Here is a 13,855-nt window from a genome sequence, read left to right as displayed (position 1 = left end):
TTGTGTCAGGCAGTGGCCTTGGCCTTGCGCGACGGGGCAGCGGACGGCGCGGTGCGCATCGCCGTCCAGTAGACGACCTTCAGTTCGCCTTCCATCGTCTCGACGAGCGCGGACAGGCTCTCGACCCAGTCGCCGTCGTTGCAGTACAGCACGCCGTCGATGTCGCGGATCTCCGCCTTGTGGATGTGCCCGCACACGACGCCGTCGCAGCCGCGGCGGCGCGCCTCGTCGGTCATCACCGTCTCGAACTGCGAGATGAAGTTCACCGCGTTCTTCACCTGATGCTTCAGGTACTGCGACAGCGACCAGTACTGGAAGCCCAGCCGGCTGCGGATCCGGTTGAACCAGCGGTTCAGCACGAGGATCAGCGTGTAGAGCGTGTCGCCGAGATACGCGAGCCATTTCGCGTGCTGGATCACGCCGTCGAACAGGTCGCCGTGCACGATCCACAAACGTTTGCCGGCGAGCGTCGTGTGGAACGCCTCGCCGCGCACCTGGATGTCGCCGAACGCGAGGTCGCAGAACTGCCGCGCGCCTTCGTCGTGGTTGCCCGGGATGTAGACGACCTGCGTGCCCTTGCGCGCCTTGCGCAGCACCTTCTGCACGACGTCGTTGTGCGCCTGCGGCCAGTACCAGCCCTTCTTCAGCTGCCAGCCGTCGATGATGTCGCCGACGAGGTACAGGTATTCCGAATCGTTGTGGCGCAGGAAATCGAGCAGGTACGGCGCCTGGCAGCCGCTCGAGCCGAGATGGATGTCGGACAGCCAGATCGTGCGGTAGCGATGCGTGGACGGCTCGGGGTCGTCGCGCTGCGTGACGTGTGCGGCCGCCGGTTCGTGCGGCGAAAGGGCATCGGTTGCGGCCGAGCCGGACAGGAAGGCGGTGACGGCGCGGGCGCCGAGCGGTTGACGGAACAGGGAGGTCGCGGACGTTTTCTGGCCCATGCATGACTCGCGCCGGTTGACATTACCGGCATTGCGCCATGCGGGCGTGACCATGCCGTGACAGTCACGAGACGTTCTTATTACTGTCGTCGCGGCGTGTTTAGCAGTGAATGTGGCGGTGTTGCGTAATCTGCCGAACCGACCGGCCTGCGGTTACCGTGCAAGCCGCGCGGGGCGGGCGTGTGGGCGGTTTCGAGGGGTTTTATCTGATGAATGCACGAATGCACGAATGCACGGATGCACGGATGCACGGATGCACGGATGCACGGAGCCGTCCCGCGATCACGCGAACCGCGCGGGTCAGCGCGGAATCGCGACGATGCGTGTGCGGGCGATGCGGTCGTGCGGAAACTGGCGATCGGTATGCAGGCGGGCGGCGCCGGCCCATACGACGATCCATGCGGCGGCGAGCGCGAGCGTGACGGGCACCGACAGGCCGAGGAGCGGATGCAGTGCGAGCGGCGGCAGGAACCACAGCCAGCCGAGCGCGTAGCGGACGAGCGCGTGGCCGGCGTTCAGCGGCCGGCCGCTCGACGATTCGAGCCGCAGCCGCCAGGTCTTCATCGGCAGCGTCTGGCCGCCATGGGTCCAGAACCAGACGAAGTACGCGCCGACGACGAGTGCGATCCACGCGGCGAGCAGGTTGTGATGGACGAGGCCGTTGCGCTGCTGCGTCGCGAGGCTGAAGGCGAGGGCGGCGAAGAATACGACGCCGAACAGCAGCACGGCTTCGTACAGCATCGCCGCGAGGCGCCGCCGCACGGACGGCGCGGCGGCGACGGCCGGGGCCTCGGGTGCGGGGGCGCTTGCCACGGCGGGTCAGGAACCCTTGAACATCGACGGCGCGTCGGCCGGCGACACGGGCGTGACGGTCGCGGGTGCGGGGGCGGTGCCGGACGTGGCCGATGCGGTCACCGGCGGCGCGCCGGCGCCGACCGATGCGGGCGCCGGTGCCGCAACAGGGTTGCTCGCCGGATGTTCGTGCGAATTGACGAGGCGGCGCACGTCGCGGTCGGCGACGGTCGGCGGCGCGCTGACGACGCTCGGCCGGCGCCGGCGCTCGGTCGCGGCGAGGCGCTGCTTCTGTTCTTCGGGCAGTTGCTGGTAGGCCTTCCATGCGCGCTCGCGCGCCTGCGCGGAAAGCTCCTTCGCGCTCTGGTAATTCTCGCGCGCGACGCGGCGCTGCTCGGGCGTCATCCGCGCCCACTCGGACATCCTGTCCTGCAGGTGCTTCTGCTCATCGGGCGTCAATTTCGCGAAACGGGACGCGATCTTCAGCCATTTGCGCTTGCGCGCATCGCTGAAGCCATCCCACTGATCGGCGAATGGCGCGAGTGCCTCGCGTTGCGCGGGCGTCAGGCGCGCCCACGAGAGCGGGCCGTTGGCGGCCGGCAGCGGCAGGGGCAGCGGGGCGAGTTCGGTGGTCAGGCCGGCTGCGGCCGAGGTCGGCGCGGGCGCGCTGCTGGCCGCGGCGGAGACCGTCGCGGGGGGCGGGTTGAATCGGGAATAGGTGGCGACGTAGGAAATGGCGATCGCGATCACGCATCCGAAAAATACGGCCAGGCCGCGTTTCTGACTCACCCGTGCGATCCCCTCGTTATTGTCTGTTTGTTAGCGTGTGTGCGAAAGATACGCGTTGAACCCGTGATCGAGATACGCGTTGAGCGGCAGGTCGTCGCTGAGCATCGCCGCGTCGATGTCGGCGAGTTCGGCGGTGCGCTGCATGTCTTCCCAGTACGCGATGCCGACGAGCCCCGCGAGCAGCAGCGCGAGCGGCCACGCGCGCAGCAGGCGGCGCGCGAACGACGTCTGCGGACGGCTCGCGGGCGGCGTGCCGTATGCGGCGGCGGCACCGGCGAAGGCGGGCACGAACACCGGCGCGGTGGCGGCTTCCGGCTTCTTGCGCGCGAGCGCGGCCCGGCGCGCGACGGCCAGACGATCGGTGGTCGCGGCAGGCAGCGCCGCGGCACGTTCGTCCAGTGCGCGGCGGACCTTCAGCGCGAATTCGTGTTCTCGATTTACGGGAGCGGAGCTCATAGCGTGATTCCTTTGGCCTTGAGCGCTTGCGCCAGGGCATGGGTGGCTCGCGAGCAGTGCGTCTTGACGCTGCCTTCGGAGCACCCCATTGCGGCGGCAGTCTCGGCGACATCCATATCTTCCCAATAACGCATCAGGAACGCTTCCCGTTGACGCGTCGGAAGTTTCTGGATTTCTTCGTCGATCAGGGCCAGAACCTGCTCCCGCTCGAGGCGGTGCTCGGTGCTCTCGACACCTGCATTGTCGTCCGCGGACTCGAGCGTTTCCAGCGGATCGAAGTCCTCGTCGTCCGTATTGTTGAGCGACGAGAACAGCGTGACCCAGGTGTTGCGGACCTTCTGCCGGCGGAACCAGTCGTGGATCGCGTTCTGCAGGATCCGCTGGAACAGCAGCGGCAGTTCGGCCGCCGGCCGGTCGCCGTATTTCTCCGCCAGCTTGATCATCGCGTCCTGCACGATGTCGAGCGACGCATCGTCGTCACGCACGGCGTACGCAGCCTGCTTGAACGCGCGCCTTTCGACGCCCGCCAGAAAGTCGGCGAGTTCCTTGTCTGATGCCATTCCGTAAAGGTATGCGCTGCGGACTGCGGCGTGTGAAAGGTCGAAAAATTTCGTAAAACCCGCGGATGCTAACAAATTTTCGCGCGACTTGGCACCGGTTGCGGCTCGCCCCGTTGCTTGCGAGCCGCGTCCGCGGCCCGCCGGGCGGGGCCCATGATGCGCTGCGGGATATTTTGCTTGACGACCCAATCATGACCCGCTATCGTCAGCGATTCGCAACATGAAGTGATGGTCTCATTTGAGGCTGGCCCAAGAAGCCCGCCCTTCAAACTGGACGCGCCGCTTGAACCCGAGCCACAAGCCCGGCAGAGAGCACCCGATCAATTTTTTGCCGAAAATTCGAAAGGTCAAAATGAACATGCCCAGCGCGGAATTCTCCACGTCGGAACCCCTTTCCCCTCCCGATAGCGACTCCATCGGCGCCACCGTGCTCATGAAGGCACTGGCCGACGAAAACGTCGAATTCATCTGGGGCTACCCCGGCGGCTCGGTACTCTACATCTACGACGAGCTTTACAAGCAGGACAAGATTCAGCACGTGCTGGTGCGCCACGAACAGGCGGCCGTGCACGCAGCCGATGCGTATGCGCGTTCCACCGGCAATGTCGGCGTCTGTCTCGTGACGTCCGGCCCCGGTGTCACCAATGCGGTGACCGGCATCGCGACGGCCTACATGGATTCGATCCCGATGGTCGTGATCAGCGGCCAGGTGCCGACTGCCGCGATCGGCCAGGACGCGTTCCAGGAATGCGATACGGTCGGCATCACGCGTCCGTGCGTGAAGCACAACTTCCTCGTGAAGGACGTGCGCGACCTCGCGGAAACCGTCAAGAAGGCGTTCTACATCGCCCGCACCGGCCGTCCGGGCCCGGTGCTGATCGACATCCCGAAGGACATCTCGAAGACGCCGTGCCAGTACGAGCCGGTCAAGAGCGTGTCGCTGCGCTCGTACAACCCCGTTACGAAGGGCCATTCGGGCCAGATCCGCAAGGCCGTGTCGCTGCTGCTGTCGGCGAAGCGTCCCTATATCTACACGGGCGGCGGCATCATCCTCGCCGATGCGGCACGCGAACTGAACCAGTTCGCCGACCTGCTCGGCTACCCGGTCACGAACACGCTGATGGGCCTCGGCGGCTATCGCGCGTCGGACAAGAAATTCCTCGGCATGCTCGGCATGCACGGCACCTACGAAGCGAACATGGCGATGCAGCACTGTGACGTGCTGATCGCGATCGGCGCGCGCTTCGACGACCGCGTGATCGGCGACCCGGCGCACTTCGCATCGCGTCCGCGCAAGATCATTCACATCGACATCGACCCGTCGTCGATCTCGAAGCGCGTGAAGGTCGACATCCCGATCGTCGGCGACGTGAAGGAAGTGCTGAAGGAGCTGATCGAGCAGTTGCAGACGGCCGAGCATGGCCCCGACACCGAAGCGCTCGCGCAATGGTGGAAGGACATCGAAAGCTGGCGCGCGAAAGACTGCCTGAAGTTCGACCGCGACAGCGAGATCATCAAGCCGCAGTACGTGGTCGAGAAGGCGTGGGAGCTGACGGACGGCAACGCGTTCGTGTGCTCGGACGTCGGCCAGCACCAGATGTGGGCTGCGCAGTTCTACCGTTTCAACAAGCCGCGTCGCTGGATCAACTCCGGCGGCCTCGGCACGATGGGCTTCGGCCTGCCGGCAGCGATGGGCGTCAAGATGGCGCACCCGGACGACGACGTGCTGTGCATCACGGGCGAAGGCTCGATCCAGATGTGCATCCAGGAACTGTCGACCTGCCTGCAGTACGACACGCCCGTGAAGATCATTTCGCTGAACAACCGCTATCTCGGCATGGTCCGCCAGTGGCAGCAGATCGAATACAGCAAGCGCTATTCGCATTCGTACATGGATGCGCTGCCCGACTTCGTGAAGCTCGCCGAAGCGTACGGCCATGTCGGCATGCGGATCGAAAAGACCTCGGATGTGGAGCCGGCGCTGAAGGAAGCGCTGCGCCTGAAGGACCGCACCGTGTTTCTCGACTTCCAGACCGATCCGACCGAAAACGTCTGGCCGATGGTACAGGCCGGCAAGGGCATCACCGAGATGCTGCTCGGATCGGAAGATCTGTAACGGCGCGACGCGCGTCCAGGCCGGGAGCGGCCGCCTTCACGAAGGGCGGTGCGGCACCGGGCGGCGCGCGGCGCGAGTGAATCGACACGGACACATTCTGGAAGAAGCGAACATGAGACACATCATTTCCGTCCTGCTGGAAAACGAACCGGGCGCGCTGTCGCGCGTGGTCGGTCTGTTTTCCGCACGCGGCTACAACATCGAAACCTTGACGGTGGCGCCGACCGAAGACCAATCGCTGTCGCGGCTCACCATCGTTTCCATTGGCTCCGACGACGTGATCGAACAGATCACGAAGCATCTGAACCGCCTGATCGAGGTGGTGAAAGTGGTGGACCTGACCGACGGTGCACACATCGAACGCGAGCTGATGCTGATCAAGGTACGTGCAGTGGGCAAGGAGCGCGAAGAAATGAAGCGGATGTCGGACATTTTCCGCGGCCGCATCATCGACGTGACCGAAAAGACCTACACGATCGAATTGACGGGCGCGAGCGACAAGCTCGACGCATTCATCCAGGGGCTGGACGCCACCGCGATCCTAGAGACCGTGCGTACCGGCAGCTCCGGCATCGGACGCGGCGAGCGCATCCTGAAGGTGTGATGCAGAAATTGCCAAAGAGGCACGCCGGGTGCGCCGTCATGTCCCGGCCCGCAGTACTCCATCTGAACGAATTGTTGAATTTTTGAATTAGCGAAGGAACCATCATGAACGTTTTCTACGACAAAGACGCTGACCTCTCCCTCATCAAGGGCAAGCAAGTCACGATCATCGGCTACGGCTCGCAAGGCCATGCACACGCACTGAACCTGAAGGACAGCGGCGTGAACGTGACGGTCGGCCTTCGCAAGGACGGCGCGTCGTGGAGCAAGGCTGAAAACGCAGGCCTCGCGGTCAAGGAAGTCGCGGAAGCGGTGAAGGGCGCGGACGTCGTCATGATGCTGCTGCCGGACGAGCAGATCGCCGACGTGTACGCGAAGGAAGTGCACGCGAACATCAAGCAGGGCGCCGCACTGGCATTCGCGCACGGCTTCAACGTCCACTACGGCCAGGTGATCCCGCGCGCCGACCTCGACGTGATCATGATCGCGCCGAAGGCCCCGGGCCACACCGTGCGCGGCACGTACTCGCAAGGTGGCGGCGTGCCGCACCTGATCGCGGTTGCGCAGAACAAGTCGGGCGCGGCACGCGACATCGCGCTGTCGTACGCGGCAGCGAACGGCGGCGGCCGTGCCGGCATCATCGAGACGAACTTCCGTGAAGAGACCGAAACCGACCTGTTCGGCGAGCAGGCCGTGCTGTGCGGCGGTACCGTCGAGCTGATCAAGGCAGGTTTCGAGACGCTGGTCGAAGCCGGCTACGCGCCGGAAATGGCGTACTTCGAGTGCCTGCACGAACTGAAGCTGATCGTCGACCTGATCTACGAAGGCGGCATCGCGAACATGAACTACTCGATCTCGAACAACGCCGAGTACGGCGAGTACGTGACGGGCCCGCGCGTCGTCACGGAAGAGACGAAGAAGGCGATGAAGCAGTGCCTGACCGACATCCAGACGGGCGAGTACGCCAAGAGCTTCATTCTCGAGAACAAGGCAGGCGCCCCGACGCTGCAGTCGCGCCGCCGCCTGACGGCCGAGCACCAGATCGAGCAGGTCGGTGCGAAGCTGCGCGCGATGATGCCGTGGATCGCGAAGAACAAGCTCGTCGACCAGACGAAGAACTAAGCACCGCGTGCTGCTCCGGCCCTTCGAGTGGAGGGTCGGTTTCAAAAAGCCGTCCGAAGGCAGCAGTGCCCCGGGCGGCTTTTGCTATCCTACGGGCTTTGGTGCGACACGCACGCTCGTGTCCGGGCAGTCCCAACGTAAGGGACATCGACTAGCGGTGTTAAGGAGGCGTCAGTACGAGCCTTACCAGCCGCGAAAAGTGCAATGTGGGCCTCATGAAGCCCGGCAGTCTTTGCACTTCTGGTAACGAGACGAACCCGGTATGGGTATGCCGGGTATCGCCATAGGCGACGTCCGGTGTGCTGAACTACGCCGGACTTCGCATTGCATTGACCTGATTACCGTCAGGTTCCGCCCAGTCAGCGGCTTCATCTCCGCTGACCAAGCGGATTGGAGTATGCAAATCCCGCGCCCTCGGGCTACGGATTCGTTACGCGATACGAGCGATAGCTCGGTGTGTCATTGTTCGGCCTCACCAGCAGCAAAGGTGAGTGAAGGGAACCTGCTGTACGACCAGCAGTAGCCTAGGAAGACATGCGCCACTGGTAACGGTGGGGTGTGAAGCTCTTCTGACAATGTAGCCTCCGGAAGTTTCGGGCATGCATGAGTCGCGAGACACGTGCGTGGAGACTCCCAGCAGCGATGGGGTCAAGGAGCTAGGCTGACCGACATGGTTAACGTAAGTGAACTGCTGATAAACCTCGTAAGTAGTGGAAGTGCCTAAGCTGCTGTCAGGCATGAACCAAAAGGTGTGCGGTCGGATAACCCGTTCAAAGCTCGGGTTACGTCGTCGCTGGACCGCCGGGGGAGAGGCAGAACCTAAATCGGTCGTGTGACATGCCGGGAACGTGGTAAGCCCGTATTGCTGCCAACGCGTGAGCGTTGGCAGGCGAACCGTGAGGAACGCTGTTGGCAGTGCGGGTATGGGAGGACGGAGAAAGCGAACGCCGGGCGGTAATGGTCCGGATAGAGGTTGAGACATCACCTCACGCGAAAGCGGGCAGACTTCCGTCTGGTCTACCGTCGCAAGACGGCTGACTAACCCTCAAGCTGAAATTGTGATTGCTGGTGGCTTCTTAGCCATCAGTGTTGTTCTTTTCCCTTGTGGGAGCAAAACGCTCCCGCAAGGGGCGTGTTGCTTTCCGCGAAGGGATTCACTTCTTTGAGCAGGAGAGCAGCATGAAAGTATCTGCCCGTGAGGGTGGGTCTGCGCTCTCCCACGCGCTGGACCACTGGCACGACGTCGATTGGCGTCGCGTGGAACGGAACGTGAGAGGGATGCAGATTCGAATTGCGAAGGCAACGCGGGAAGGTGACTGGCGCAGGGTGAAAGCCCTGCAACGGATGCTGACCCGCACGTTGTCCGCAAAGTTGTACGCGGTACGACGTGTTACGCAAAACCAAGGTGCGCGAACGGCTGGAGTCGATCGCGAACTGTGGGACACGCCTGAGAGCCGATGGGAAGCTGTCGGCAAGTTGAAGCGGCGCGGATACAAGCCTCTGCCATTACGGAGAGTCTTTATCCCCAAGGCCAATGGGAAGTTACGCCCTCTGGGCATACCGACCATGCGGGACAGGGCGATGCAAGCCCTGTACTTGCTGGCTTTGGAGCCGGTGTCGGAGTCGACGAGCGACCCGAACTCATATGGGTTTCGGGCCAATCGCTCAACGGCCGACGCTATGTCGCAGTTGTTTGTCTCGCTGTCTCAGAAGGCTTCGGCCCAATGGGTCTTGGAGGCGGACATCAAAGGCTGCTTCGACTACATCAACCATGACTGGCTGGTGAACCATGTCCCGATGGACAAGGAGATCCTCCGCAAGTGGTTGAAGGCTGGCCTGATTTACAAGGGGCAGCTACAGGCAACCGAGGCCGGTACGCCACAGGGAGGCATCATTTCCCCGACGCTGGCCAACGTGACGCTGAACGGGTTGGAGCGTGAATTGATCGAGCACTTGCGTGCGAGATTCGGGATCGCGAAAACCAAGAAGTTGAAAGTAAATGCGGTGCGATACGCAGACGACTTCGTGATCACCGGTGACTCGCAAGAGATACTGGCGAGCGAGGTCAAGCCTTGGGTTGAAGCATTCCTTGCGCAGCGAGGACTGCAACTTTCCGAGGAGAAGACGCGCATCGTGCACATTGACGAAGGCTTCGATTTCCTTGGGTGGAATTTCCGGAAGTACTCGGGAACGCTACTCATCAAACCGAGCAAGAAGAACGTGCAGACGTTCTATCGCAAGGTTGCGGAAACGATCGGCGGCAACAAGGCGGCAAAGCAGTCGGACTTGATTCGATTGCTGAGTCCGATGCTACGAGGGTGGGCGCAGTATCACCGCCCCGTGGTGGCAAAGCAGGCGTACAGCCGCATGGAGTCTTTGGTCTTTCAGAGGCTCTGGCGGTGGGCGAGGAGGCGGCACCCGAAGAAGAGGGCTGACTGGGTGAGAAAGAAATATTTCCACACGGTTGGAACTCGACACTGGGTATTCGCTGTCCGAGCGGTTCGCGAAGACGGTAGTCAGGGGCTGAATGAGCTGTACCACCTCAGTGGTACGGAAATCAAACGGCACAAGAAGATCAAGGGCGGCTACAACCCCTTTGATCCGGAGTGGGAGCAGTACGGCGAGCTGTTGCGGCAGGGGCGGATGGGAGACACCATGCGCTACCGAAAACAATGGGCGAGCCTGTACATGTCGCAGGGCGGGTTGTGTGCGCACTGCGGCTGTGCCCTGTCGGACGAGACGGGATGGCATGACCATCATCTGGAATACCGGATGAATGGCGGCACCGATGCTCTGTCCAACCGGGTTTTGCTTCACCCCGACTGTCACCGGCAGGTGCACGCCGGTAAAATTGCGGTAACTAAGCCGGTCCGACCCCAGGTCGGACTTTGATCTACATGTAGGCTCGAGCCGTATGCGGGGAAACTCGCACGTACGGTTCCTAGGGGGCCCCTTCTCCGCAAGGAGAGGGGGCTACCCTACCAATTCACCGAACACCGAACGAACCCATGAACTATCCTCATCCGATCATCGCGCGCGAAGGCTGGCCGTTCATCGCGATTGCAGCCGTCATCGCGTTGTTGATCCACGCCGTCGGGGGCTTCGGCTTCGCGTGGCCGTTCTGGCTGCTGCTCGTCTTCGTCGTCCAGTTCTTCCGCGATCCGCAGCGCCCGATCCCGGCGCAGCCGAATGCGGTGCTGTGCCCGGCCGACGGCCGCATCGTCGCGGTCGAGACCACGCAAGATCCGTACGCGAACCGCGAAGCGCTGAAGATCAGCGTGTTCATGAATGTCTTCAACGTTCACTCGCAGCGTTCGCCCGTCGACGGCGCGATCTCCAAGGTCGAGTACTTCCCGGGCGCGTTCCTGAACGCGGCGATCGACAAGGCGTCGACCGAGAACGAGCGCAATGCGGTCGTGATCCAGACGGCGAGCGGCAAGACCGTCACCGCCGTGCAGATCGCCGGCCTCGTCGCCCGCCGGATCCTCTGCTACGTGCGCGCCGGCGAGCCGCTGTCGCGCGGCCAGCGCTACGGTTTCATCCGCTTCGGTTCGCGCGTCGACGTGTATCTGCCGCTCGGCAGCCGCGCGAAGGTGTCGATCGGCGAGAAGGTCTACGCGTCGTCGACGATCCTCGCCGAGCTCGAACAGTAAGCGGCGGGGCGCACGATGGCCGCATTCAAACCGCGTCGGCCGCGTAACGGCTCCGGCCAGACGCCACGTCCGTTCCGCCGCAACAAGGGAATGGCGCCCGATCCCGCGCCGCTCGAGAGCCGCCGCGCCGCGCGCCAGCGGTTCCTGAAGACGCGCGGCATCTATCTGCTGCCGAACGCATTCACGACCGCCGCGCTGTTCTGCGGCTTCTTCGCGGTCGTGCAGGCGATGAACGTGCGCTTCGAGATCGCCGCGATCGCGATCTTCGTCGCGATGGTGCTCGACGGGATGGACGGGCGCGTCGCGCGGATGACGCATACGCAAAGCGCGTTCGGCGAACAGTTCGACAGCCTGTCGGACATGGTGTCGTTCGGCGTCGCCCCCGCGCTCGTGATGTACGAGTGGGTGCTGAAGGATCTCGGCCGCTGGGGCTGGCTCGCCGCGTTCGTCTATTGCTCGGGCGCCGCGCTGCGTCTCGCGCGCTTCAACACGAACATCGGCAGCGTCGACAAGCGCTTCTTCCAGGGCCTGCCGAGCCCGGCCGCCGCCGCGCTGATCGCCGGCTTCGTCTGGCTCGCGACCGACAACCGAGTGCCGATGAAGCTCGGCTGGCTGCCGTGGGTCGCGTTCGCACTGACGATCTATGCGGGCGTGACGATGGTGTCGAACGCACCGTTCTACAGCGGCAAGGCGCTCGACGTGCGGCACCGCGTGCCGTTCGCGGCGATCCTGCTGGTCGTCGTCGCGTTCGTGCTCGTGTCGTCCGATCCGCCGCTGATGCTGTTCTGCCTGTTCGTGCTGTACGGACTGTCCGGCTACGTGTTCTGGGCCTACATGGCCGTGCGCGGACGGGCGAATCCCGCGCGCTCGTCGCAACGCGACCACTGACGCGCAACCTGTCCGGAAACGGCGGCCTCGGAGATGATTCCGGGCCGCCGTTTTCATTTGCCCCTTTTTCGTGCGTCGGAGCCCGGTATCCCGGGTGCCGTCCGATTGCGCACCCGACGGAATGTCGCTATAGTCTTCGGCATGACTGCATTTCCCCGCCTCTCCCTCCTTCTAGCCGGTGCGCCGCTACGCGCGCTAGCTTTGGCGCGCCTGCCGCGCTGACCGTTCTCGCCCTCCGTCAAGCCTCGTCTGTTGTTGAGCGTCGCCAGCGGTGGCGCGATCTCATTACGTTCGATTCCCGTATAAAGAGCCCTGGAGCCCCCCATGACAGACAAGCTGATCATTTTCGATACGACGTTGCGTGACGGTGAACAATCGCCCGGCGCGTCGATGACGAAGGAAGAGAAAATCCGCATCGCGAAGCATCTCGAGCGGATGAAGGTCGACGTGATCGAGGCCGGTTTCGCGGCCAGCTCGAACGGCGATTTCGACGCGATCCACACGATCGCCGGTCTCGTGAAGGACAGCACGATCTGCTCGCTGGCGCGCGCCAACGACAAGGACATCCAGCGTGCGGCCGACGCGCTGAAGCCGGCCAACAGCTCGCGGATCCACACGTTCATCGCGACGTCGCCGCTGCACATGGAAAAGAAGCTGCGCATGACGCCGGACCAGGTGTTCGAGCAGGCGCGCCTCGCGGTGCGCTTCGCGCGCAAGTTCACTGACAACGTTGAATTCTCGCCGGAAGACGGCAGCCGTTCGGATCTCGACTTCCTGTGCCGGGTGCTGGAAGCGGTGATCGCCGAAGGGGCGACGACGATCAACATCGCCGACACGGTCGGCTACGGCGTGCCGGAACTCTACGGCAACCTCGTGAAGACGCTGCGCGAACGCATTCCGAACTCGGACAAGGCGATCTTCTCCGTGCATTGCCACAACGATCTCGGGATGGCGGTGGCGAACTCGCTCGCCGGCGTGAAGATCGGCGGCGCGCGCCAGGTCGAGTGCACGATCAATGGTCTCGGCGAGCGCGCGGGCAACACGTCGCTCGAGGAAATCGTGATGGCCGTGAAGACCCGCAAGGACTACTTCGGCCTCGACGTCGGCATCGACACGACGCAGATCGTGCCGACCTCGAAGCTCGTGTCGCAGATCACCGGTTTCGTCGTGCAGCCGAACAAGGCGGTGGTCGGCGCGAACGCGTTCGCGCACGCGTCGGGCATCCACCAGGACGGCGTGCTGAAGGCGCGCGACACCTACGAAATCATGCGCGCGGAAGACGTGGGCTGGACCGCGAACAAGATCGTGCTCGGCAAGCTGTCGGGTCGCAACGCGTTCAAGCAGCGCCTGCAGGAACTCGGCGTGTCGCTCGACAGCGAAGCCGAACTGAACGCCGCGTTCATGCGCTTCAAGGACCTCGCCGACCGCAAGGCCGAGATCTTCGACGAAGACATCATCGCGATCGTCTCGGAAGAATCGGCGCTCGCGCACGAGCAGGAGCACTTCAAGTTCGTGTCGCTGTCGCAGCGTTCGGAGACGGGCGAGCAGCCGCAGGCGAAGATCGTGTTCGCGGTCGAAGGCAAGGAAGTGACCGGCGAGGCACGCGGCAACGGGCCGGTCGACGCGACGTTCAACGCGATCGAGGGTGAAGTCGGCAGCGGTTCCGAACTGCTGCTGTACTCGGTGAACGCGATCACGACCGGCACGCAGGCGCAGGGCGAAGTGACGGTCCGGCTGTCGAAGAGCGGGCGGATCGTCAACGGTGTCGGCACCGATCCGGACATCGTCGCCGCGTCCGCGAAGGCGTACATCTCGGCGCTGAACAAGCTGCATTCGAAGGACGACAAGGTCAACCCGCAGCGCGCGTAAGCGCTGCGCGTCGAGCGCCCGAAGCACACGAAACGCCCCGTGCGGCCTCGCGCCGCGCGGGGC

General features: G+C 63.7%; 12 protein-coding genes. 7 read left to right on the top strand and 5 right to left on the bottom strand.

The window, feature by feature from the left end:
- Nucleotides 1-5: 5 nt before the first annotated feature.
- From U4Z31_RS18215 to U4Z31_RS18195, 5 genes are all read right to left on the bottom strand, one after another.
- The gene (locus U4Z31_RS18215; protein WP_044844678.1) at nucleotides 6-944 is read right to left on the bottom strand and encodes a UDP-2,3-diacylglucosamine diphosphatase; all 939 of its coding nucleotides are present in this window, start codon (nucleotides 942-944) and stop codon (nucleotides 6-8) included.
- A 300-nt stretch (nucleotides 945-1,244) separates the two neighbouring features.
- Nucleotides 1,245-1,757, bottom strand: a complete 513-nt coding sequence (locus tag U4Z31_RS18210; protein ID WP_321810992.1) for an RDD family protein — start codon at nucleotides 1,755-1,757, stop codon at nucleotides 1,245-1,247.
- 6 nt (nucleotides 1,758-1,763) lie between these two features.
- Nucleotides 1,764-2,525 carry a DUF3106 domain-containing protein gene (locus tag U4Z31_RS18205; RefSeq protein ID WP_321810991.1) on the bottom strand — a complete coding sequence of 254 codons (762 nt, stop codon included), beginning with the start codon at nucleotides 2,523-2,525 and terminating at the stop codon, nucleotides 1,764-1,766.
- Nucleotides 2,526-2,555: 30 nt separating this feature from the next.
- Entirely contained in the window at nucleotides 2,556-2,981 is a 426-nt protein-coding gene (locus U4Z31_RS18200) for a DUF3619 family protein (protein WP_044844675.1), read from the bottom strand.
- A complete protein-coding gene (locus U4Z31_RS18195) occupies nucleotides 2,978-3,541 on the bottom strand; it encodes an RNA polymerase sigma factor (RefSeq protein ID WP_040144687.1) in 564 nt (187 codons plus the stop codon). The genes U4Z31_RS18200 and U4Z31_RS18195 overlap by 4 nt, the downstream gene beginning before the upstream one ends.
- A 352-nt stretch (nucleotides 3,542-3,893) precedes the next feature.
- On the opposite strand from U4Z31_RS18195, the gene U4Z31_RS18190 reads away from it, so the two are divergent.
- The 7 genes from U4Z31_RS18190 (at nucleotide 3,894) to U4Z31_RS18160 (ending at nucleotide 13,792) form a co-directional block, all read left to right on the top strand.
- Nucleotides 3,894-5,657 carry an acetolactate synthase 3 catalytic subunit gene (locus U4Z31_RS18190; protein WP_321802123.1) on the top strand — a complete coding sequence of 588 codons (1,764 nt, stop codon included), beginning with the start codon at nucleotides 3,894-3,896 and terminating at the stop codon, nucleotides 5,655-5,657.
- Nucleotides 5,658-5,769: 112 nt separating this feature from the next.
- A complete protein-coding gene (ilvN, locus tag U4Z31_RS18185; RefSeq protein ID WP_034207977.1) occupies nucleotides 5,770-6,261 on the top strand; it encodes an acetolactate synthase small subunit in 492 nt (163 codons plus the stop codon).
- Between the two features lie 104 nt (nucleotides 6,262-6,365).
- Nucleotides 6,366-7,382 carry a ketol-acid reductoisomerase gene (ilvC, locus tag U4Z31_RS18180; protein ID WP_044844673.1) on the top strand — a complete coding sequence of 339 codons (1,017 nt, stop codon included), beginning with the start codon at nucleotides 6,366-6,368 and terminating at the stop codon, nucleotides 7,380-7,382.
- Between the two features lie 1,179 nt (nucleotides 7,383-8,561).
- On the top strand, nucleotides 8,562-10,274 hold the full coding sequence (gene ltrA, locus U4Z31_RS18175; protein WP_321810990.1) for a group II intron reverse transcriptase/maturase: 1,713 nt from the start codon (nucleotides 8,562-8,564) through the stop codon (nucleotides 10,272-10,274).
- Nucleotides 10,275-10,390: 116 nt separating this feature from the next.
- Nucleotides 10,391-11,035 (top strand): phosphatidylserine decarboxylase, encoded by a 645-nt coding sequence (locus tag U4Z31_RS18170; RefSeq protein ID WP_039370565.1) that lies wholly within the window; start codon nucleotides 10,391-10,393, stop codon nucleotides 11,033-11,035.
- Nucleotides 11,036-11,050: 15 nt separating this feature from the next.
- Nucleotides 11,051-11,923, top strand: a complete 873-nt coding sequence (gene pssA, locus U4Z31_RS18165; RefSeq protein WP_044844672.1) for a CDP-diacylglycerol--serine O-phosphatidyltransferase — start codon at nucleotides 11,051-11,053, stop codon at nucleotides 11,921-11,923.
- Nucleotides 11,924-12,247: 324 nt separating this feature from the next.
- A complete protein-coding gene (locus U4Z31_RS18160) occupies nucleotides 12,248-13,792 on the top strand; it encodes a 2-isopropylmalate synthase (protein WP_044844671.1) in 1,545 nt (514 codons plus the stop codon).
- Nucleotides 13,793-13,855 lie beyond the last annotated feature (63 nt).

The organism is Burkholderia sp. BCC1985 (assembly GCF_905339915.1).
In the GTDB taxonomy this organism is placed as follows: Bacteria; Pseudomonadota; Gammaproteobacteria; order Burkholderiales; family Burkholderiaceae; genus Burkholderia.
Note: the sequence above shows the minus strand (reverse complement) of the source record. Positions and strands in the feature narration are given on the sequence as shown.

Coding starts and splice junctions, on each gene's coding strand:
- ilvC (WP_044844673.1), top strand. CDS start 6,366: ATGAACGTTTTCTACGACAAAGACGCTGACCTCTCCCTCATCAAGGGC.
- U4Z31_RS18170 (WP_039370565.1), top strand. CDS start 10,391: ATGAACTATCCTCATCCGATCATCGCGCGCGAAGGCTGGCCGTTCATC.
- pssA (WP_044844672.1), top strand. CDS start 11,051: ATGGCCGCATTCAAACCGCGTCGGCCGCGTAACGGCTCCGGCCAGACG.
- U4Z31_RS18200 (WP_044844675.1), bottom strand. CDS start 2,981: ATGAGCTCCGCTCCCGTAAATCGAGAACACGAATTCGCGCTGAAGGTC.
- U4Z31_RS18190 (WP_321802123.1), top strand. CDS start 3,894: ATGAACATGCCCAGCGCGGAATTCTCCACGTCGGAACCCCTTTCCCCT.
- U4Z31_RS18215 (WP_044844678.1), bottom strand. CDS start 944: ATGGGCCAGAAAACGTCCGCGACCTCCCTGTTCCGTCAACCGCTCGGC.
- ltrA (WP_321810990.1), top strand. CDS start 8,562: ATGAAAGTATCTGCCCGTGAGGGTGGGTCTGCGCTCTCCCACGCGCTG.
- ilvN (WP_034207977.1), top strand. CDS start 5,770: ATGAGACACATCATTTCCGTCCTGCTGGAAAACGAACCGGGCGCGCTG.
- U4Z31_RS18160 (WP_044844671.1), top strand. CDS start 12,248: ATGACAGACAAGCTGATCATTTTCGATACGACGTTGCGTGACGGTGAA.
- U4Z31_RS18195 (WP_040144687.1), bottom strand. CDS start 3,541: ATGGCATCAGACAAGGAACTCGCCGACTTTCTGGCGGGCGTCGAAAGG.